Origin of the sequence: Cedecea colo (assembly GCF_011808225.1) — a bacterium.
Taxonomy (GTDB): Bacteria; Pseudomonadota; Gammaproteobacteria; order Enterobacterales; family Enterobacteriaceae; genus Dryocola; species Dryocola colo.
The window spans coordinates 179995-200887 of sequence record NZ_SOYS01000007.1 but is presented as its reverse complement, the minus strand read 5'-3'; the positions used below and the strand labels follow the sequence as shown (position 1 = coordinate 200887).

Below are 20893 nucleotides of genomic sequence, written 5' to 3'. Positions count from 1 at the left end.
GAAAGAGAACGCTTTTTTCTTCCCTCTTCCTTCGCAAGGGAGAAGGACGCTCTCTTTACCCTTCTCTCTTGCAGGGAGAGGGTAAAGATCGCTACGCGGGCGGAATATCCGATACATCCTGCTTAGGGTTATCCGTCAGCGGCTGCGCATGTGGAGGCATCATGACTTTCTCCCACGTCGCCTGCAGCTCCTTCATATTAAACTCCGCCTCACCTTGCGGCTGCAGCAGCACCAGCGACATATCCTGCGACAGTTGCTGACGCAGGTCCTGGTTAAGCATCGTAAGCGTCAGGCTATGGAGGAAATTCTGGCGCAGCTTCTGATACTGCTCCGGCGCGATATCCACGACCTGATTTTGCAGCGAACGCATGCGCTGGCTAATCAGCACATCGGTATCGGTGCGGGCGTAGGTGGCAAACAGTTTCGTCAGCTCCATGTTCTTCTGCGCAATCAGCGCGTCAAACTCTTCCTGCGACAACCCCTTATCCCGCACGCGCACCAGCTCGCGCCCTACGGCTGCCAGATTGCCATTAAGCTTATCGTTAGGCGTTTCCAGGTTGATGCCGCACTGCGCACGCTGATAAAGCACGCGGCAGTCAAAGCTCAGATTGAGATCTTTGGCATTTCCTTTACTGAGGTTCTGCTGCACGTGCCAGAACAGCGCCTCACGAGCAAGGTCGGCACGCCAGTAACGCAGCAGCGTTGCGGAATCACGAATTGGCTGCCACGGATTGTCCCACATCAGCGACAGGCGATCGTGACGCACGCTTCCGGTCATCAGGCTGACCGGCTCAGGCTTCAGCGGGGAAAGCGTTGGCACCGGGACTGGCGTTTCGCGTTTGCCCTTCAGTCCGCCAAAGATTTTATTGATCTGTTCAGCAACGCTGCGGTTGTCCACGTTTCCGACCACGATGAGGGTCATGGCGTCCGGGGTATACCATTTTTTGTAGAAGTCGTTGAGCTGGGCGGCATCGACCGGCTGTTTTAAATCTTCGGCAGGATCGTGGCCCAGCAGCGTAGAGCCTTTCAGACGATAGCGCCACCAGCTATCCTGGGTATCCATCGGCCAGGTAGCGACCATGTCCTGCGTTTGCAAAGCGGTATCTACGGTTTCAGGGCTCACCGCCATATTGCCGCTGCTGTCTGCCAGAAACGTCAGCGCTTCTTTGAGCAAATCGTTGCGGTTATTCGGCAGGCTGAGATTAAACAGCGTGAAGTCATAAGAGACGATAGCTGGCGGCAGGGGACGCGCTGGGTCCACACTCTGTTGCCACAAAGAACGAGCCTGCAAAGGTTGCAGACTGCCGTGTTGCGTCAGTGCCAGGCGTGGTAAAAAGTGGCTGTAGCCGCTCTGCTGGGTGCTCTCAGTTAAGGAGCCGGTTTTGACCAACAGACGAACTTCTATACGGTCGCTGGGGCGTTGCGGCGTAGCAAGAACCTGCCACTGAAAACCGTTTGCAAGCTGGCCTTCCTGCCATGCCGGGTCGGGCTGTAGCGTTTCTGCCTGCACATTACCGGCGGCGGCGACCAACAGCAATCCGCCAGCTAAGAGTCGAATTTTGGTGCCCTGCATGTGAACCCCTGAGAAACATTCCTGGTTAAAAAGTATAACGACGGCGCAGACTTACCTGACAAGCCGACGTTGGTGACGTTTCACCATTCCGTTTGACCGCATTTGTGCGAAAACGTCACGTAAAAATAAAAAAATAGCCAGCAGCTACCGTAATGAGGGGTAATTATGCGCAGCCACCCGCAGCGAGGGCAAGTCGCTGCGGGTAATTGGGGGGATTAAGGAGAGACTTCGGTCACTTTTTTGGCGGAATGTTTATTACTAAGCGTTTCTTTAAGCTGCTTTTCATCCAACTGCTTAACCCATTTCGCCACGACAATCGTCGCCACGCCGTTACCGACCAGGTTAGTCAGCGCACGCGCTTCAGACATAAAACGGTCGATGCCGAGAATCAGCGCCAGGCCCGCCACCGGTAAATGCCCCACGGCGGAGAGGGTCGCTGCGAGGACGATAAACCCGCTTCCCGTCACGCCCGCCGCCCCTTTGGAAGAGAGCAGCAGCACCACCAGCAGCGTAATTTGATGGAAGATATCCATGTGGCTGTTGGTCGCCTGGGCGATAAACACCGCCGCCATCGTCAGGTAGATCGACGTCCCGTCCAGGTTAAAGGAATAGCCCGTCGGGATAACCAGCCCCACGACCGATTTGCGGCAGCCAAGCTTCTCCATTTTGTCGAGCATACGCGGCAGCGCGGACTCGGAGGACGACGTGCCCAGCACGATCAGCAGCTCTTCGCTGATATAGCGGATAAACTTAAAGATGTTAAAGCCGGTAAAGCGGGCGATGGTACCCAACACCACCACCACAAACAGGATGCAGGTAATATAGAAGCAGATAATGAGCTGACCGAGCTGCACCAGCGAGCCGACGCCGTATTTGCCGATGGTAAACGCCATCGCCCCGAAAGCACCGATCGGCGCCAGGCGCATGATCATATTGATGATGCCGAAAATGACCTGCGAGAAGCTTTCGATAACGTTAAAAATCAACTGGCCCTTATGGCCCAGGCGATGCAGCGCAAAGCCAAAAAGCACCGCAAACATCAGCACCTGCAAAATGTTACCGCTGGCAAAGGCGCCAATCACGCTGCCGGGGATCACATCTAACAGAAATGCCACCACGCCCTGCTGCTGCGCCTGTTCGGCATACATAGCCACGGCTTTGGCATCAAGCGTCGCCGGATCAACGTTCATCCCGGCGCCCGGTTGCAGCACGTTAACCACCACCAGGCCGATAATCAGCGCGATGGTGCTGACCACTTCGAAGTAGAGCAGCGCTACCGCACCGGTACGCCCTACGGCTTTCATGCTTTCCATACCCGCAATACCGGTCACCACGGTACAGAAGATAACGGGCGCGATGATCATTTTAATAAGCTTAACGAAGGCATCGCCAAGCGGTTTCATCTGTGCGCCCAGTTCCGGGTAAAAGTGCCCAAGCAAAATACCTATGGCAATTGCGGTCAGCACCTGAAAATAAAGGCTTTTGAAGAGAGAGATTTTCATAGGGTGTCCTTGAGAGGAAAATTTCCGTAACGCCGCGTTAATTTGCCTTACGGCTCGCGGCTGAAAAAATAACACCCAGAAAAAATGCGGGACGTGATACAGCGCTAATTTGGCAACAAAATTGTTAAATTATTGCGCTGGCACGCGCCAGCCCAATAACATTTACAACAAAGATGTTACTCAATCGGCGCAGATAAATAGCGGGATTCAAACTCTTCAAGCGTCAGGGCCTTAGAGAACAGATAGCCTTGCGCTATGGTCACCTCTTCGGCCAGCAGCCAGTCGCGCTGAGCGGCCAGCTCCACGCCTTCAGCGACCAGCTTCAGGCCGAGCGTTTTAGCCATGGCGACAATCACGCCGACCATCGCCCCATCTTCCGGCAGGCCATCGACAAAGCTTTTATCGATTTTCAGCGCGTCTATCGGCAGGGACTTCATATGATGCAGATGGCGCAGGCTGGCGTAGCCCATACCAAAATCATCCAGCGCGATCCTCACCCCCGCTTTACGCAGCGGACGCAGGATTTTCACCGCGGCATCCGGGTCATCAATGCGGCGACTTTCCGTGATTTCCAGAATCAGCGAGCCGGGCTGAATGCGGTAACGCGCAAGCATTTCCAGCAGCGACGGCACTGTCTTCTCGTGCAGCAGTTGCAGCGCCGACAGATTAACGGAGAGCGGCATAGCGATGCCCCGTTTTTGCCAGGCTGAAAGCGTGCGGCAGGACTCTTCGAGTATCCAGCTGCCGATAGTCACCATCAGCCCGCAGGCTTCTATGCGCTCAATCAACCCTTCCGGCAAAGCCCAGGAGCCGTCGGGTTGCTGCATACGCAGCAGCACTTCCGCGCTCACCGTCTCGCCGCTGCGCATATTCACCTGCGGCTGTAGCCAAATCGCCAGCTGCTGCTGTTCAAGCGCATGCAGGATGTCGTGCTCTTCCGTCAGCCGACGCTGCGCATTCTCCATCTGTTCCGGATCGAAGAAATGAATTTGGTTCTTACCATGACGACGAGCGGAAAACGCGGCGGACACCGCACGGCGATAAAGCTGCTCTGCCGTAAGCCCACCGTGATACATCGCGATGCCAATGCTGGCGGTGGGCCTGAGCTGTAGCCCGTTAATCGGCAGCTTTTCATTAAGCGCCGCCATAAGCTGCTGGGCCAGCGCCATGGCATGCCAGGCGTCTTTTATACCGTGGGCGATAATCCCGAAGTCGTTCACGCTAAGCTGCGCCAGCACCATCCGCGGCGGCAGCAACGCTTTGACTTTACCCACCATTGTCAGCAGCAGCGTTTCGCGCTGTTCTTCGTTAAGCACGCCAGCGGCGTCGCCCAGCGTTTCGCTGCTGATTACCATCAGCACATTATTTTTCTCGCTCGCCACCAGCTGCTCAAGCAGCGCCAGCAGCAGGGCTTTATTAGGCAGGTCCGTCACCGCGTGACGGGTGCTCGTCACGTTCATTTCCTGATGCAGACGCAGCGCCATTTGCTGATTACGGTTGTAGCTGCGCACCAGCATGCCTATCTCGTCATCGTGATGCAGCGGCGGCAGCTTAAGCTGATGCCCGCCTGCATCCTGCGGGCTAAGGTCATCCAGCTCGCGGGCAATCTTACGCAGCGGATGGATAATCAAACGGTTAATTGACCAGCTGATCGCCACGGATAAAATCAACGCCAGCAGCAGATAAGTGGTTAGCAGCGTGGATATGGTGCTGATAATAAATTTGTACATTCGCCAGGAATCCGCCTGTAGCACCAGGTAGGCCAGCGGCTGCGGGTTTGTCGGGCGTTCTAATGAATAAAGCGGCAGGGAAATTTGTACCGGCAGCTCAAACAGACGCGCAATCCAGACCGGAATCGCGTGTTCTGGCACAAAGCTTTTGCGCAGGGCCTGGAACTGGTTAGGCAGCACCACATCCGCCCGGCTGATAATGCCGGAAGGCTGGATTTGATTAAGAATAGCCTCCGCCTGAGGAATATCAGCTTTCAGGACGGCTTCAGACAGAGGCAGACGCACCGAATGGGCAATTTTTTCCATCTGGCTTGCGGTGTCGTAGCGGCTTTGCTGCACAAAGTGAAAAAGCTGCACGACGATAAAAATGAAAATAAACACCACGGCGACGGCTGACACCATCGCCATTTGTTTAATCGTTAAGGAACGACTGACTCGCAAGCTTACTCTCCGCTGTTTCTGGCCCGCCTGACATACTCTGCATCATTCGCGTTGCTGGCAGGCGGCAAGCTCATGAATCTCCGGAGGCTTACTATAAGTAAGTGTCGGGGATAAGTGAGTGCGGACAACGCTCCAGCAGCTCGAAGCATGACGAGTATAAGCATAATCTTATGCGGGCTGAGTATACTGCATTGTCGACGGTTTAAGGCAGTGCTGCGCGGGAGAATAGGGAAAATCTGGCTCCTCAAGATTCGCCCGGCGCGGATGGCGCTACGCTTATTCGCAGTAAGCGTTTCCCGTTCGGGGACTCTCGTCCCCGAACGAACTAGCGGGCCAGTTCCGCCAGCATCTTGAGGCTCGCAGAATAATAGTCTTCCTGAGAGGTAATTTGCGGTTCGCCCGCGGGTAAATCCCCCATGGTCAGATCGCGTACCGCCAACAAACCACCGTCCATCATGTAAGAGGCGGGATCGTCGGTAGTAACGTTGACCCAGGCGGGCGTCTGGGTGCGCGAGAAACGTCCCCACCAGGCTTTATACGGTTCCAGCAGCGGGCTTGTCGGATTAAACCACTTCACGTAGAGCGGCACGCGAATCGCGTCGTAGCTAAAACGCGCAGGCCATTCTTTGGCTGGCGCGACGTGCCCGTCTGCATACAGCGAAACCCAGTCAGCCGGAAGCTGCGTGTTACCGAAGCGCATTTTCCCCAGCAGCTTCTGCCCGTCGTTAATCAACGTCTGCCAGACCACTAAATGGCTGCGGTTGGCAAAATCTTGCCAGGCCGGAAAGACAAAGTAGGACGGGTTAAGATTCACGTAGCTATTAAGATTAAAGCCTTTCGCGCCCGGCAGCATAACGCGATAGCCGCCAAAGTTAACGACGTTATGTTCCACCAGCGCTTTGACAATGCTATCCGAAGCTTGTAGATAGCCATCATCATGCCAGGCATTGCCCGCTTTTAGCAGCGCCCAGGCGATAAAGGTATCGCCATCCGTCGCGTTGTTTTTATCGGCAATCGGGTCCGCTGCCGCCGGGTTATAGCGCCAGTAAAACAGGCCGTTAGCCGGGTTTCGCAGATTTTTTTCCGTCCAGCGCCAGATTTTGTCGAAGCCTGAACGGTCGTTATTCATCACCGCCATCATCATGGCGAATCCCTGGCCTTCGGTATGGCTGACGCCGTTATTGCCGGTGTCGATAATCCGACCGTCCGCCATCAAAAACCGGCTTTTATAGCTGTCCCATGCCTGCCCCGCCAACGCCTGCTGGCTGATAACCAACGCGATTATCGCCACCATCAGCACCCTGCATCGCTGCCACATTCGCCCACCTCTACCTGCTGTTTTGATATCTGAAATGCACCACCGTGGCCGATGGTGATGCCTCACGCCACAGTGAAACATGCGGCTTTCCGCCCTGGTCACGCAGCCAGCGGGCATAAAGCCCCTCCAGCACGGCGCTAAAGGCGCTGTTCCAGGCAGCCTGCTGCGCTTCTTCAGCGGGAACGGGGAGCGCCATATGGCGAATCTGCATTGCCGTTTCGCTGGCCTCAATATCAATATAGCCCCAGTTGAAGGCGGCAAGCTGAACATTTATCTGCGCCTCAAGTTCACCCACGGTTCGCGCAAGCGTTAACGGGAAGCGCGTGCCCAGCGTCTCGCCCATCTGCACCAGGAAAGGACGGCTTTGCGCCTCGCCTACGTTAGTCACCATGCCGTCGATCATAATATGGATCAGCGAAAACCAGCCCGGCTGCGCCTGCTGGTTCTGGAAATAGTGCAGCAGTTGTTGATCGTTCATTATTTGTTCCCCAGCAAGTAACGGAAGTAGACCTGCGCGGTACTCTCGTTGTAATCACCAAAGGTGTCGTAACCCACCTGGCCGCCCATGGTCATGTCTTTGTTAATTTTATAGTCAACCGTCGCGCGCAGGTTATAGCCGAGGCCATTTTCGCTGCCGCCGCTGTAGTACGCCTCTTTGGCGAAACCATTAGCCACATACTCTTCGAGCTGTCCCTGCAATTTCGCATCCCCCGGGAAGTACGGACTTTCGTCCTGAGTGTAGGACTGATAACCCAGCGATGCGCCCACGCCCAGCTTCCAGTTATCAAACTTCTGGGTGTAATCCACCGGGAAGGAGACGCTGACATAATCCTGCGGGCTGAAATAGCCGCCCTGGCCGTAGCTGAAGTAGCTGAGGTTTTTGGAGAAATCCATGTAGCTCATGCTGATGCCGGTTTTCAGCTCGCGGTCCTCTGAGTGGAACGGACGCAGATAAACGCCCGCCGACCCGGTTACGTTGCTGTTGCTCGGCACGTTTTCGCCCAGGTAGTTATACAGCCCGAACCCGGCATAGAAGCCGGCGTCGCCGTTGTCATAGCTGAGCTGGGCGCTGCCGCCATTTTTCGTAACCTGGCCCCATTTCTTGCCGCTGTATTTGTCTTTAACGCCGACATACGACAGCAGGCTGTCTATTACGGCGCGACGTTCGCCGGTCAGCACCAGCTTAAGGTAATCCGTCAGCTGCGGTGACCATTGAATGCCGCCCACGACGGTATTGAGATCCGCGCCCAGCGGCGTGGAACCTACGTCAATTTTGTACTGGTCCCCGGTCAGCGCCATGCCTACTTCCACGCCAGAAGCGTTCTGCGAGCCCTGCGACGGGACTTTGATTTTGTCGATATCCGGCAGCGTCGGCGGCGTGGTGGTTGAAGCGTTATACAACCCCTCGCCCACCTCTCCCTGAATCAGCGCCCCGGTGCCAAAGCGACGGCTGGACTCTTCGGATGAGCTTCCCGCGTTCAGGCTGACCGGCGTGACGTTGAGATCAAAGCGCGAATCGCCAAACGGCACGGTCGACCACTGCAGCGGCGATTTAATTTCAGTCAGCTTGCTCAGGCCGCTTTCACCGTCGCGCCCGCGTACGGAAACAGCGCCGCGCGCCCAGGTGGCGGTTTTGTCGGTCAGCTGTTCCATCATATTGTCCACCTGGCGTAACGTGCCGGCCTGTGCGCTTTCGACCGGCAGATCGGTGCGCGTTGTGCCCGGAGGCGCGGTTTGCGGATTACGCGTCAGCTGCGCTACCTGCCACGGCATCGCTTCGCCATACAGCGAGGCAGAGGTTGGCTGCGCGCTACGGCTGGAAGTACCCACAAACGGATTATCCGCTAGTGCCAGACCGCCGAGCATTGGCGCCGTCTCGCTCCCTGAATCCTGCAAGCCAAGCAGCCTGCCGCGGGCGGTACGCAGATAGCTCATCGCCTGCTGGTGATTACCTTCAGCTTCCGAGACGCGAGCCAGCAGCAGCAAACGCTGCGGCGTGTCGTCTTTGCGTAACCCGGCCGCCAGTTGCTTAGCCTTGTCCACATCGTTGCTGGCTAACGCCACATCAATAGCGCCTGTACGAGCGTCCTGCTCCGGCGTATCGCGCGTCATTAGATAGTCGTAAACCACGCCCGCTTCTTTATTCATTTTGCCGGACTGATACAGGCGTGCCATGGCGAACATCAGATCGGTGTTCTGCGGATCGCTCTGCATCGCGCGGATTAGCTTGTCGTAAGCCGCCGCGTAATTGCCCTGGGTACGAAGCTGGTCGGCTTCGTTGATGACATAGCCGTTGCGAATGTTCGCCAGCTGGGTCGTCGTGCTGCGCGATTGCAGTTCCGGGCTGGCAAGCCACGCCTGCGCTTCACGTCCCAGTCCCGCCTGGTTTAGCACGCTAATCTGGTCCGCATAATCACCGGCGCTGCCCTGCACGCCACGGCGCATGTTGTCCCGCACGATGCTGACGGCGGTATTCACATCACCGCTTTGCGCCAGCATGCGCGCCAGTTTCCCCGCGTCTGCCGGGCTCTGCGGTGGGCGCACGGCCAGCGCTTTAAGCGTATTCGCCGCCGCGGTGGTATCGCCCTGTGCCAGATAGCGTTCGGCAACCACCATTTGCAGGTTGTAGTTCACGCGGCGGGACAGCTCGCGCATATCGCCGTTCTGGCTGGAGGCCGGAATACGCGACAGCAGCGTTTGCGACTGCTGCCAGGCGTCATTTTCGCTGGCAAAAAGGGCTGCGGCATACAGTTCGGTATTGCTCGCATTGCTGCGAAACGACGGAGCCATAACGTTCGCCGCTTCGGCGCTGCGCCCCTGTTTTTGTAGCTGACGGGCCAGGTCCAGACGCAGCCACGGGTCAGACGGATACTGCGCCACGCCCTGCTGGAGGATGGCGATAGCCCGCTGCGGATCGCCGTTTGCCGACGCCTGCTGCGCCTGACGACGAACCGGATCGGCAGGATTTCCACCCTCCAGGCGCGGCGCAAGCTTCGCCTGTAGGCTGGTCGGTAACGTTTGTAACATCGCCTGAGCTTCTGCCGTTTTGTTCTGTTCGCGCAGGACGTAATAGAGGTTTTCACGCGCGGAAGCGTTGTTCGGCTGGTCAGTTAACACATCACGCAGCGTCTGCTCTGCGGCGGTGTAGTCTTTGTTGTGACGCTGCACGTCAGCGCGGAACAGTTTGGCTGCGGTGCCCTGCTCGCCAGCCCGCTGCGCCAGCGGAGCGCTAAGCGCCAGCGCCTGGCTAACGTTGCCTTGTTTAAAGGCCGCCTGCGCGCCGGCAAGCTGGCCGTAAAACTCGGCGTCGGCAGCCTGCTGTTTGCGTTCTTCAGATGCTGCCCCGCCCTGGCTTGCCGCGCGGTTCAGGTATTGCGCACCTGCGGCGTAGTCGCCTTTGCGCAGGGCAACGTAGCCCATCCCGGCCAGCGCATCGGCGTCTTCCGGGTTGGTCTGCAATACCTGTTCAAACTGGCTGCGCGCCGCGTCGGTATTGCCGCTGTTAAGGGCGGTGAAGCCCTCGCCTTTCGCCGTTCCGCCAATACTTTTACGGAAATAGTCCTGCACGGCGTTGTCTTTCGGGTGGCGCTGTAAATAAGTTTGATAATACTGCTCGTCGCCCGCCTGCGGCCCCAGCCACAGCAATGCCTGGCGCAGGGACTTATCCGCTTCCTGGCTGCCGCTCGCCATGCTTTGCAACAAATCGATGCCTTCGCGACGCGTGCTTTCCTGATAGGTCAGCACCTTACCCAGCGCGACGCGAGCGCTGTTATCCTGCGGATATTGGGTGGTTAGCTGGCGCAATCCGCTGACCGCCTGCGGATACAAAGCCTGGTCGCCGGCCATCGTCAGATAATATTCCGGGGCAAGGCTCGGCGGCGGCTGGTCGCCGTTAAACAGCGAACGCCAGGTGGCCAGCGCTGCCGGAATGTTGCCGCTGCGCGCCTGCTGACGGGCCAGATCCAGCTGCCCACGCGGCACCTGCTGCAATTGTCTGGCGTTGTCCAGCGCCTGTAAATTGCTGTCCTGCGGAGAAACCGACGCCAGCCTTTCACGCCACTGCGCAGCGCCTTTAAGATCGCCTGCCTGCTGCGACCACAGCGCCATCAGATACAACGCCTGAGCATTGCTGGCATCCACCATCAACACTTTTTTTAGCGACTCCATCGCCAGATTGTCGTGAGACTTCTCATGCCAGTAGTTGGCCTGGTCGAACAAAGCTTTTAGCGCTGGATTGTCATTTTCCGCCGCCTGAGCGCCATTAAAGGTTCCCATCGCCAGACCGCCAAACAGGCAGAGCGTGGAAAGATTTCCGGCGGTTTTATTCTTATGCTTCATTTTGCTACCACCTTTACTCACGATCGGATCCCTGCGGGTTAAGGCGTTTGCGCGCACGCTGTTTCAGCAGGGCATAGAGGCTCAAACCAATAATCGTCGCAAACAGCAGACCGAAGATCGCCAGCATTGCCGAGTGCTGGTTGGCATACCACACCATCATCATGTACCAGGGCATCTGGCCGCTCGGGAACTGCGGACCGACGCGGAAGCTGCGTACGCCGTTTTCATCGGTGATGATGGCGGCGTCGCCACGAATTCCCGCATTGATGCGCGCCGAACTGAGGTCGTTATGCAGACGGGAAAGCTGTTCGTCGTTGCTGCCAATCGCCATCACCACCAGCCGCGACGGATTCCACTGCGAGCGGAAGCTCACGAATCCGCGCCAGGCTTCATTCGAGGAAAAGTATCGGTCGGCATCCACACCCGACGCGCTCCAGTCGCCTTCCAGCCAGCGCTGGACTTTTTCCCACGCCGTAGGCTCGCGCACGCCAAAAGTATGTTCGTTGCTGGTAAATGAGGACTGAGCCAACAGCGCGCGGTTAAACGCGCTTTGTTCCAGCGTGGAAACCGCCAGCACATCGCTTTCGCTGAGACGCAGCTGGTTCGCCCCGCCGGAAGGAAGACCAAACATCACCCGGTTATTGTTTAACGCGGTGCCGGTGGCATTCCCTGAGCGGGCAGCCAGATCCAGCAGGGTGCCAATTTCACTTTCACTCGGGTTTTCTGGCAGCAGCAGAACGGTTTGCGAAAAGTCCGCCAGGCGAGTGAACGGGAACGAGGCTCCCACGAAATAGGAGAGGTTCGGTAGCAGCGCAAAGTGCTGCGTTTTGCTCAGATCGATCCACGAGTTGTCATCGATACGGCTCTTGATATTGTTGTTGAGCAGCACGCTGCACGGCGCGTTTTCTTTGGTTTCGATCCTGAAGTAGAGCGCCAGCTGGTTGTCACCATAAATCAGGTACGGCTCAAGCGGCATGTGGTAGTTTTCCTGGCGTGCGTCGCCGCCCACTTTGTGCCACAGCGTTTCCAGCACGCCCTGCTTGTTGACCGGCAGGTTGTGCAGGAAGGTGCCGTTGAAGGTCATCGACAGCCAGGAGCGATCTTCATCGATCCAGGGTTCTGACGGGAAGCGATAACCGATCTTCAGCGGGATGGTGTCGCCGTCCCACATAAACAGATCGGGCGCTGCACGGAATGCAAGACGCAGTGGTTCATGCCAAATACCGGTGGCGGTCAGACTCTGATCTTTACGTTTCAGTTCGCTCAGGCGTACCGGACGCTCGGTGGAAATCCAGCGCGGCGCGTCGTAGGGTTTGCTGACCGGAATGGTCTGCGGCTCAACCGCCGTGCTGGAAGTCAGCGTTTTGAACTGTTCGCGGGTTAATCGCCAGACGGCGCTGCGCAGCTGCCGATCGTTATTACCGACCACCAGCAACAGCTTATAAACCGGGTTGCCCGGATTATCGATAATTTGCAGCATCGCGCCATTGCTCGCCGGTAACGTCAGGCCACCGATAGAGTCGCCAGATTTGCCGAACAGAATGCCGTTTTTCTCCGGCAGTTTATCCCGGATTGCCGCAAAGGAGATGCCGCGATAGTCGGCCTGAATTCCCAGCCAGGAGGCAACCTGCGCCGCCGCGCTCACCTGCTCCGGCAGCGTTTTCGCCGGGAAGGAAAAGTCCAGGGTAGCCGGCGTCATCTGCATCTCGTCAAAGAACGGGCGCGGGAAGTGGCTCAAATCAGCCCCGATATTAAGCTGCTGAGCCTCCAGGTCCAGCCGGGTGGTCGGCATGATGGTGACCTGATACTTATCTGACAGATCCCGCTGACAAAGCAGCGCGTCGCCATCGTTAATCTTGAAGCTGATATTATTGCGCGAAACCACCATCGCCGCCGGGATTTCCAGCTGGTAGGTTGAGACGTTGCTGTCCGCAGAACCCAGCGGCACCATGCCGAGCGGCTGGCCGTTGAGCATCAGCTGTAGCGTCGTATTGCGCGCCGCCATCGCCGGGGAAACTTTCAGATTCAGAGCCAGTTGAGCATGAGTAACCACCTGGTCCGCAGACAGAGTAAAGTCGATGCCGCCCTGTAGTTGTCCCCCGCTTAATACCACGCCCTGGGGCTGCCCCATCTGCGCGACGGTAACGCTGCTGACGTTGCCGGGCGTGAAGTCCGGAGGTGCAGCCACGGCGGGTGCAGAATCCGCAGCTGGCATGGACTCAACGGTTGGCGGCGGCAGATCCACCGGCAGAACGGGTTCCGGGGCCGTCGGCTCTTCCGCCATAACCGGTGTCGCCAGGATGCTGAAAGCCAGAAACAGCTGGCAGGCTTTACGGGTCATCCATTTCATACTGCGCTGTCCTCGTTGGCGTTATCCATACGGCGGGCTGCTTCCTCACGTCGGCGGCGATTTTCTCCGCGCGATTTCCAGGTCAGCCAGAAGAGATCGAACACGCTGCGGATGATGGTCAACAACGAACGGAACGGGTTGTCCTGCGGTTTAGGTGGATGGATCCACGCATCGGCACGGGCCAGCACCACGCGCACCAGTTCACGGCGGCGGTCGAGCGGGATTTCATCGAACATCAGGCGGATAGATTTTTCGTCGCTGGCGATAACGTTAACCGGAATGCCGATCGAGCCGGACTGCAGCTGCAGCTCAACTTCTTCTATTTCGTCGGTCAGGTGGCGCTCGTCCACCACCGCGATGCGGCAGCCGCCCATCGACAAATCAAGCGTATGGCTGCGCGAGGAGATACCGCTGGCGTAGTGGATAACGACCGGTACGCTAACGTCGATTCGAATGGTTTTGCGCGTCTGACGGGTTTCGCGTGCCACGGCAATTGCCGCCAGCAGGAAAATCAGGCTGTACAAGCCCCAGCCCACGTTCAGAGCGATAACTCGTGGGTCAACGCCGAAGTAGTCATGGGCGCAGGCGCGTACAATCCCGGCAATCACCCCGGCGGCGAGCAGCGCCGCGATGACGATATGCGGACGCACAATGCTGAAATCGAAATAGCCGACGTCCAGCAACGCACCTTTATCCGTTACGTTAAACTTGCCGCGTTTTGGGAAAATAAGCGTAATGAGGGTCGGCAGGATCAGGTGGAACGCCAGCACCAGATCGTAAATTTCGCCCCAGAAGCTGTAGCGGACCCGGCCGTTTAACCGCGAGTTCAGGTAAATACACAGGAACAGGTGCGGCAGCATGTAGGCGAATATCAGACTCGCCGACGAATGAATGATATTTAGATTAAACAGCAGATAAGCCAGCGGTGCCGTAAGAAACGCCACGCGCGGCAAAGCAAACTGGAACGAGAGCATGGCGTTGAGGTAACACAGACGCTGCTGCCATTTCAGACCGCGACCGAAAAGCGGATTATCCAGACGCATGATTTGGGTCATGCCGCGCGCCCAGCGGGTACGCTGAATCACGTGCAGCACCAGGCGTTCGGTAGCAAGGCCCGCCGCCAGAGGGATAGCCAGATAGGCTGATTTCCAGCCCAGACGCTGCATTTTCAGGGCGGTGTGCGCATCTTCGGTCACGGTTTCAACGGCAAAGCCGCCGATCTCTTCCAGCGCGCTGCGACGGATAACCGCGCAGGAGCCGCAGAAGAAAGTCGCGTTCCAGTTGTCGTTACCGCGCTGAATTTGCCCATAGAAAAGCTGGCCTTCATTGGGGATATTGCGCCCGACAGAGAGATTTCGCTCAAACGGATCCGGCGAGTAGAAGTAATGCGGTGTCTGCATCAGCGCCAGAGCCGGGTCAACCAGAAACGCCCCAATGGTCGCCTGCAGGAAGATGCGCGTCGCCACGTGGTCGCAGTCGAACACGCAAATAAGCTCGCCGTTGGTCAGCTTCATGGCGTGGTTGAGGTTACCCGCCTTGGCGTGAGAATGTTCATTACGCGTGATGTAACCCACGTCTACCTTTGCGGCAAATACCGCAAATTCGCTGCGTTTGCCGTCATCCAGTAAATAAATTCTTAGTTTATCAGCAGGATAATCAAGGCACTGGGCGGCCAGCACGGTATCGCGAACGACCTCCAGGCTTTCGTTATAGGTCGGGATATAAACGTCAACGGTTGGCCATTTCGCTACGTCGTCCGGCAGCGGTACAATCTTGCGCTGAAGCGGAAAGAGGTTTTGCAGGTGGCTCAACATTATACTTATCCAAATGTAGAGCTCTGCTAAAAATAAGCCGATACCGAGTATGGCTTCTATTTCGGAATTAAAATGCAGCGTTTGCGTTGCGCGAAAATAGATATAGCGCGTGGACATTAAAACCGCCACCACCATCATAACGATAGAAATGCTGTGCTTTTTGCTAAAGCCTGAGAGGAACAAAACGCCAATGGTAATTAAACCAAAAATATACTGCTTTTGGCTGTCCATAGGCGTGATGACGATCAGTACCGCTACTGGCGCCAACACCAATAGTAGTAAATAAAAAAGGGCCTTTTTCATAGGGCTTCCTGAAGTAGGTCAGAAATTAGACGTTCTCAGACCGGCGTGTACTGCACCGTCACCAATTTTTATTCCCAGAATGCCCGCCACGCGTTTGCTCACCAGCTCGATATCAAAAGCGGCGGCTGACGCAGCGTTAAAATCAAATATTGACTGCTGTGAGGCATTGGCTTCAGCGACGCTTTCATCGCGATTAATAATGCCAAGCAGGCGATCGCCGAGACGTTGCTGCATAAAAGCAGTGACGTCCCGGCTGACATGGCGACGGCTATCGCTTTGGTTTAACAGGAAATAATATCCGTTTTTGTGGTTTAGCGGCTCGCCGCCCGTCAACCGATGGCTTTCGATTTGCGGCAGAAGCGACAGCGAGGCGGTATCTGCAAGCAGGGTAACCAGATGTAGATCGGCCAATGGAGACATCGCCTTCAGCGCGGGGTTTGGCCCCGGCGGGAAGTCAGCCAGAATCACCAGGCCGGGATAATTAAGCAGGGCGCTTAATCCGCGCGTCAGAAAGTGACCGTCGTTGGTAAGTCGCCGTTCGAAATCAAGGCGTTGCTCTTCAGTGACGTCGCCATAGGGCAGCACAAACATATTGCTGCCTGCGGTGAGCACGGACTGGCTCCAGTCGGCAGACTCGCTGGCACGGGCAACAAAGCCGCGTCCATCGGACAACGGCACGCCAAAATGCAGACGCAGCGCGTTTTGTACGTCAAAATCAATAGCCAGCACTTTGCTGCCGGAACGTGCCAGGGCATAGGTAAGATTAGCGGCGATGGTGGTTTTTCCTACTCCACCTTTTGGCGAACAAACACAAACTAACGGCATGAAGCGATCATCTCCAACAGCGGTTGTAATGGGAGGTCTTTGGCAGGATGGTTTGTTGTCGTTGATCCTTTGGCCGCAAACAGCTGTTCGAAACGCACAGCTTCAGCTTTTGACGGCGCTGCAACCTGCTTCGCGGTTTCAGGGGCGACCGCAGCAGAGGCCGGAGCAAGCTGCTCAAAAAGTGAAAACGCTGCGGCTTTCTCTTCCGGAAGCGGTAATTCTGCGACTTTTTCTGCGGCCATAGCCGCAGCATGGTTGCCGGGAACAGATGATTGCGCCCTCGCCGGTTCAGGCGTTGGTTCAGGTATGGTTTTAGAAAAGGCTGCGTCAAATTCACCGGGCTTAACAGCCTGCGGCACAGGCACTGCGACGCTGCCGCCCTGCGCCAGGATCGAATCGTCACTTTCACCTGCTAGCTGTTTAATGATCGCCCAGTGGCTCGTATTGAGCGGCTGGGTTTGCGCCGACATATCCTTGAATTCGATGGCACCCGTGTGCGTCTTGTCCTTGAAACGCTGCAAATCATCATAACTTTTCATCTCAATGCTCATGATTTACAAGTAAATATTTTATCCACACGCGATTTTATTGTGGCTAGTGGTGCTTTGAATACGGCTCGGCTCGGTGACAGTTAACGGTGCTCAATGCCACAACAAAAGTCGATTGAATCAGCGTTTCTCTATCTTCTTCTTTAACTAAGGAAACATCAGTATAAAGTAGTAGTGACATCCGGCTATTAGCAAGTTCCTACTTTGCATTAAAGTAAATTTACGCTTTTTAAACTGATTTTATAATTTAAAAAGCATAACTTTCCGGGCTTATTTGAAAGCGAAAATTAACATTTTATTCAGGAAAGCCTTATCCATAAAAAAACAATGGTTACATAAAAGAACCGGTGTTTATTTGGGATTTAATCCGCGCGGAAAGCGGCAGGCGGAAAAATTGCTACCCTTTGTCCTTTTGCAATGAACCAGCGATCCTGATAACGGTAATACCAAAGCGTAAAGCCTCGCTTGCACGGCTTTGAAGGCAAAAGGGATTGAGCCTAAGGGCTAATTTTTACCTTCTGTGTTCTTTGGTGATTGCTGTAAAAGTGGTGTGGAGTATTAAAAGGTAATACCTGTAACTACTGAGGTGAGCTATGGCGACAGCAACATCAATCAAGCTTGATGATGAACTGAAAAGCCGCATTCAACAATTAGCCGCAAATCGTCGTCGTTCTGCACACTGGATTATGCGTGAAGCCATTGCACAGTACGTTGAACGAGAAGAACAATTAGAAAATTATCGGCAAGAAGCAATGCTGGCCCGGCAGAAATATCAGCAAAATGGCAGGCATTTGACACTTGAGGAAGCTGACGCATGGATGGCGAAGCTTGAAGCGGGCATGGATGTGGAGCCACCGGAATGTCACGATTAATATGGACACCGCAGGCGTTAACCGACATACAGCGCCTTTATCGCTTTCTTGCTAATAAAGATCTCACTTCCATCCGCAATGCCATCAGTGAGATACGCTCCGCAGTAAAAATTCTTAGCCTTCAGCCAGCGTTAGGGCGACCCATCGAAGAGATGGAACCTGAGTTCAGAGAGTGGCCGGTAAGTTTTGGAAATAGCGGATATGTTGTCCTGTACCGCATTGAAATTGATATTGTCGCGATGCTGGCCGTGAGGCATCAAAAGAAAATTGGCTGGTCCACTGAGCGATCGGTATCGCAGTAGATGTCAGAAACTTTACTAACTAACCCTAAAAGAAAACCGACGCTTTCACGTCGGTTTTCTATCTAATCAGCAAACTAACGAATTTCCCCGTTCTCATCCTGATCGACAGCGAAACACGCCACCAGCTGGCCGCCGTAATCTTTGAGCTGCGGCGGTAACTGCGTGCACGGCCCAAAACGACGGCGGCAGCGGGCGTTGAAAGCACAGCCCGGCGGCGGGTTCAGCGGGCTTGGTAGCTCGCCGGTAAGCTTGATGCGCTCGCGGCGATCGTCCGGGTTCAGGCGTGGCGTTGCAGATAACAGCGCTTGCGTGTACGGATGACGCGGGTTAGAGAAGATCTGGTCTTTGGTGCCCTTCTCCACGCAGCGGCCCAGGTACATCACCATCACTTCATCAGCGATGTGTTCCACCACCGACAGGTCGTGAGAGATGAACACATAGGACAGCCCCATTTCCTGCTGCAAATCCATCATCAGGTTCAGCACCTGCGCGCGCACGGATACGTCCAGCGCAGAAACAGGTTCATCAGCGATGACCACATCCGGGTCGAGCATCAGCCCGCGGGCGATGGCGATACGCTGACGCTGGCCGCCGGAAAACATATGCGGATAGCGGTCATAATGTTCGGTTTTCAGGCCGACTTTCGCCATCATCGCCAGCGCTTTTTCACGCCGTTCGGCTTTGCTCAATTTGCTGTTAATTTGCAGCGGCTCTTCCAGAATTTGTCCCACTTTTTTACGCGGGTTCAGGGAGCCGTACGGGTTCTGGAAGACGATCTGGATTTTCTGACGCCTGAGCTTTTCCGAAGTTTCGTCTGGCTTAAGCAAATCCTGGCCCTGATAGTACAGCTCGCCGCCGGTCGGAATTTCGATCATCGTCAGCAGGCGGCCAAGGGTGGATTTTCCACAGCCGGATTCGCCTACGACCGCCAGCGTTTTACCGCGCTCAAGGTTAAAGGAAACGCCGTCGAGCGCTTTTACCAGGCGCTCCTGGCCGAAAATACCCTTTTTCACCGGGTAGTGTTTTTTCAGGTCGATGGCCTGCAACAGGGGCTGTTGGGCGGTGGCCTTATCGGTAATCATAGGTTGGCCTCCCGGCATCATCGAGTGGATAGTGACATTTAGACTGGCGGCCGTTATCCACCAGATTCAGGTCCGGTTCATCAACGCGGCACTTATCCGTGGCATACGGGCAGCGCGGATTAAGCAGGCAGCCGTTCGGGCGGTCATACTTGCCCGGCACCACGCCCGGCAGCGACGCCAGGCGAGCTTTGTCCTGCGCAAATTCCGGCAGCGCGCGCAGCAGAGCCTGCGTGTACGGATGACGCGGCGCGCGGAAGATATCTTTCGCTTCGCCGGTTTCCACCACCTGACCTGCATACATCACAATAATTTTATGGGCCGCTTCGGCAACCAGCGCAAGGTCATGGGTGATGAGGATCAGCGCCATGTTTTCTTTTTGCTGTAGCTCCAGCAGCAGCTCGATGATTTGCGCCTGGATAGTCACATCCAGCGCGGTGGTCGGTTCATCGGCAATCAGCAGCTTAGGACGACAGGCAATGGCCATCGCGATCATCACACGCTGACTCATGCCGCCGGAAAGCTGGTGCGGGTACACATCCAGACGCGAAGCCGGATCGGGAATGCCCACCAGGTTCAGCAGGTCGATTGCGCGCTGACGACGAGTTTTCTTATTGCCGCCCTGATGCACCTTGATCGCTTCCATAATCTGGAAACCAACGGTGTAGCAAGGGTTGAGGCTGGTCATCGGGTCCTGGAAGATCATCGCCACTTCGGCGCCCACCAGGTTGCGACGTTCTTTCTCAGAAATCTTTTGCAGGTCCTGGCCGTTGAACTCCAGTTTTTCGGCCATCACGCGGCCCGGATAATCGATCAGACCCATAATCGCCAGCGAGCTGACGGATTTACCGGAGCCGGATTCACCGACGATACCGACGACTTCACCTTGCTTAACGCTGTAGCTTACGCGGTCTACGGCACGGAACGGCGTCCCTTCATCACCGAAGTGCACCGATAATTTATCTACATTCAATAACGCCATCTCGAACCTCTTACTGCTTCAGTTTAGGATCGAGCGCGTCACGCAGCCCGTCACCCATCAGGTTAAATGCCAGCACCGTCAGCAGGATTGCGACACCCGGGAAGGTGACGACCCACCAGGCACTTTGCGCGAACTGCAACACGTCGGAGAGCATGGTGCCCCATTCCGGTGTTGGCGGCTGCGCACCCATGCCAAGGAAGCCAAGGGCGGCCATATCGAGAATGGCGTTAGAGAAGCCAAGAGAGGCCTGCACGATAAGCGGTGCAAGACAGTTCGGTAAAATGTTGATGAACATCTGGCGCATGGGGCTTGCGCCCGCCACGCGGGAAGCGGTCACGTAGTCGCGGTTAACTTCTACCAGCACCGCGCCGCGCGTCAGTCGCACATAGTGCGGCAGCGCAACAAAGGTCAGCGCAAGCGAGGCGTTAACAATCGACGGGCCGAAGATAGCCACCAGCACCAGAGCCAGCAGCAGGCTTGGCAGCGCCAGCATGATGTCGACAACGCGCATGATGATGTTGTCGATAAGGCCGCCAAAGTAACCGGCTACCAGACCGAGCACCACGCCCATAATCAGCGACAGCACAACGACCAGACAGCCCACCAGCAGCGACAGGCGCGCGCCGTACATCAGACGAGCCATGATATCGCGGCCTACGTCATCGGTACCAAGCAGGAATTGCCAGCTACCGCCTTCCTGCCACACCGGCGGGTGCAGCAGCGCATCGCGGAACTGTTCAGCCGGGCCGTGCGGCGCGAGGACATTAGCGAAAATGGCGATCAGAATCATCACCGTGACGTACACCAGGCCGACGACTGCGCCTTTATTACGTTTGAAGTAGTGCCAGAATTCCTGGAAAGGCGTCATTGGTACTGGCGCCACTACCTTACTTTCAGTTACTTGCGTCATGATGGC

Annotated in this window: 15 protein-coding genes; 2 read left to right on the top strand and 13 right to left on the bottom strand. The window is 56.1% G+C overall.

Annotated elements, in window-relative coordinates:
- Nucleotides 1-91: 91 nt before the first annotated feature.
- The 10 genes from E2L00_RS15555 to bcsO all read right to left on the bottom strand — a co-directional run bounded on the left by E2L00_RS15555 (nt 92) and on the right by bcsO (nt 16733).
- Nucleotides 92-1573, bottom strand: a complete 1482-nt coding sequence (locus tag E2L00_RS15555; RefSeq protein ID WP_167613203.1) for a M16 family metallopeptidase — start codon at nt 1571-1573, stop codon at nt 92-94.
- Nucleotides 1574-1788: 215 nt separating this feature from the next.
- Nucleotides 1789-3075, bottom strand: a complete 1287-nt coding sequence (locus tag E2L00_RS15550; RefSeq protein WP_167613202.1) for a dicarboxylate/amino acid:cation symporter — start codon at nt 3073-3075, stop codon at nt 1789-1791.
- Nucleotides 3076-3251: 176 nt separating this feature from the next.
- A complete protein-coding gene (gene hmsP / locus E2L00_RS15545; RefSeq protein ID WP_167613201.1) occupies nt 3252-5246 on the bottom strand; it encodes a biofilm formation regulator HmsP in 1995 nt (664 codons plus the stop codon).
- A gap of 325 nt (nt 5247-5571) precedes the next feature.
- Nucleotides 5572-6564, bottom strand: a complete 993-nt coding sequence (locus tag E2L00_RS15540; RefSeq protein ID WP_167613193.1) for a family 8 glycosyl hydrolase — start codon at nt 6562-6564, stop codon at nt 5572-5574.
- Nucleotides 6565-6574: 10 nt separating this feature from the next.
- Complete coding sequence (bcsD, locus tag E2L00_RS15535; protein ID WP_167613191.1) at nt 6575-7042, bottom strand: cellulose biosynthesis protein BcsD; 468 nt, start codon at nt 7040-7042, stop codon at nt 6575-6577.
- Nucleotides 7042-10902 (bottom strand): cellulose biosynthesis protein BcsC, encoded by a 3861-nt coding sequence (locus tag E2L00_RS15530; RefSeq protein ID WP_167613189.1) that lies wholly within the window; start codon nt 10900-10902, stop codon nt 7042-7044. Before E2L00_RS15530 ends, bcsD begins: the two co-directional genes overlap by 1 nt.
- A gap of 13 nt (nt 10903-10915) precedes the next feature.
- On the bottom strand, nt 10916-13243 hold the full coding sequence (bcsB, locus tag E2L00_RS15525; protein ID WP_420808859.1) for a cellulose biosynthesis cyclic di-GMP-binding regulatory protein BcsB: 2328 nt from the start codon (nt 13241-13243) through the stop codon (nt 10916-10918).
- 5 nt (nt 13244-13248) lie between these two features.
- On the bottom strand, nt 13249-15369 hold the full coding sequence (bcsA, locus tag E2L00_RS15520; RefSeq protein ID WP_167613185.1) for a UDP-forming cellulose synthase catalytic subunit: 2121 nt from the start codon (nt 15367-15369) through the stop codon (nt 13249-13251).
- Nucleotides 15370-15387: 18 nt separating this feature from the next.
- Nucleotides 15388-16194, bottom strand: coding sequence for a cellulose biosynthesis protein BcsQ (gene bcsQ, locus E2L00_RS15515; RefSeq protein ID WP_167613183.1), 807 nt, complete (start codon nt 16192-16194; stop codon nt 15388-15390).
- Nucleotides 16185-16733, bottom strand: coding sequence for a cellulose biosynthesis protein BcsO (gene bcsO / locus E2L00_RS15510; RefSeq protein WP_167613181.1), 549 nt, complete (start codon nt 16731-16733; stop codon nt 16185-16187). The genes bcsQ and bcsO overlap by 10 nt, the downstream gene beginning before the upstream one ends.
- 602 nt (nt 16734-17335) lie before the next feature.
- Here bcsO and E2L00_RS15505 point away from each other — a divergent pair.
- Complete coding sequence (locus E2L00_RS15505; RefSeq protein WP_167613179.1) at nt 17336-17614, top strand: CopG family ribbon-helix-helix protein; 279 nt, start codon at nt 17336-17338, stop codon at nt 17612-17614.
- Nucleotides 17602-17916, top strand: coding sequence for a type II toxin-antitoxin system RelE/ParE family toxin (locus E2L00_RS15500; RefSeq protein WP_167613177.1), 315 nt, complete (start codon nt 17602-17604; stop codon nt 17914-17916). Before E2L00_RS15505 ends, E2L00_RS15500 begins: the two co-directional genes overlap by 13 nt.
- 74 nt (nt 17917-17990) lie before the next feature.
- On the opposite strand, the gene dppF is transcribed toward E2L00_RS15500, so the two are convergent.
- From dppF to dppC, 3 genes are read right to left on the bottom strand one after another with little or no spacing between them, the layout of a single operon-like run.
- Nucleotides 17991-18998, bottom strand: a complete 1008-nt coding sequence (dppF, locus tag E2L00_RS15495) for a dipeptide ABC transporter ATP-binding subunit DppF (protein WP_167613175.1) — start codon at nt 18996-18998, stop codon at nt 17991-17993.
- Entirely contained in the window at nt 18985-19977 is a 993-nt protein-coding gene (gene dppD / locus E2L00_RS15490; RefSeq protein WP_167613173.1) for a dipeptide ABC transporter ATP-binding protein, read from the bottom strand. Before dppD ends, dppF begins: the two co-directional genes overlap by 14 nt.
- 10 nt (nt 19978-19987) lie before the next feature.
- Nucleotides 19988-20887, bottom strand: coding sequence for a dipeptide ABC transporter permease DppC (gene dppC / locus E2L00_RS15485; protein WP_167613171.1), 900 nt, complete (start codon nt 20885-20887; stop codon nt 19988-19990).
- Nucleotides 20888-20893 lie beyond the last annotated feature (6 nt).

Bases quoted from the DNA above. Each gene is read 5' to 3' on its own strand.
- E2L00_RS15530 (WP_167613189.1), bottom strand. From the start codon at position 10,902: ATGAAGCATAAGAATAAAACCGCCGGAAATCTTTCCACGCTCTGCCTG.
- bcsA (WP_167613185.1), bottom strand. From the start codon at position 15,369: ATGAAAAAGGCCCTTTTTTATTTACTACTATTGGTGTTGGCGCCAGTA.
- E2L00_RS15555 (WP_167613203.1), bottom strand. From the start codon at position 1,573: ATGCAGGGCACCAAAATTCGACTCTTAGCTGGCGGATTGCTGTTGGTC.
- dppF (WP_167613175.1), bottom strand. From the start codon at position 18,998: ATGATTACCGATAAGGCCACCGCCCAACAGCCCCTGTTGCAGGCCATC.
- dppD (WP_167613173.1), bottom strand. From the start codon at position 19,977: ATGGCGTTATTGAATGTAGATAAATTATCGGTGCACTTCGGTGATGAA.
- E2L00_RS15505 (WP_167613179.1), top strand. From the start codon at position 17,336: ATGGCGACAGCAACATCAATCAAGCTTGATGATGAACTGAAAAGCCGC.
- bcsB (WP_420808859.1), bottom strand. From the start codon at position 13,243: ATGACCCGTAAAGCCTGCCAGCTGTTTCTGGCTTTCAGCATCCTGGCG.
- E2L00_RS15500 (WP_167613177.1), top strand. From the start codon at position 17,602: ATGTCACGATTAATATGGACACCGCAGGCGTTAACCGACATACAGCGC.
- E2L00_RS15540 (WP_167613193.1), bottom strand. From the start codon at position 6,564: ATGTGGCAGCGATGCAGGGTGCTGATGGTGGCGATAATCGCGTTGGTT.
- bcsO (WP_167613181.1), bottom strand. From the start codon at position 16,733: ATGAAAAGTTATGATGATTTGCAGCGTTTCAAGGACAAGACGCACACG.
- bcsD (WP_167613191.1), bottom strand. From the start codon at position 7,042: ATGAACGATCAACAACTGCTGCACTATTTCCAGAACCAGCAGGCGCAG.
- dppC (WP_167613171.1), bottom strand. From the start codon at position 20,887: ATGACGCAAGTAACTGAAAGTAAGGTAGTGGCGCCAGTACCAATGACG.
- E2L00_RS15550 (WP_167613202.1), bottom strand. From the start codon at position 3,075: ATGAAAATCTCTCTCTTCAAAAGCCTTTATTTTCAGGTGCTGACCGCA.
- bcsQ (WP_167613183.1), bottom strand. From the start codon at position 16,194: ATGCCGTTAGTTTGTGTTTGTTCGCCAAAAGGTGGAGTAGGAAAAACC.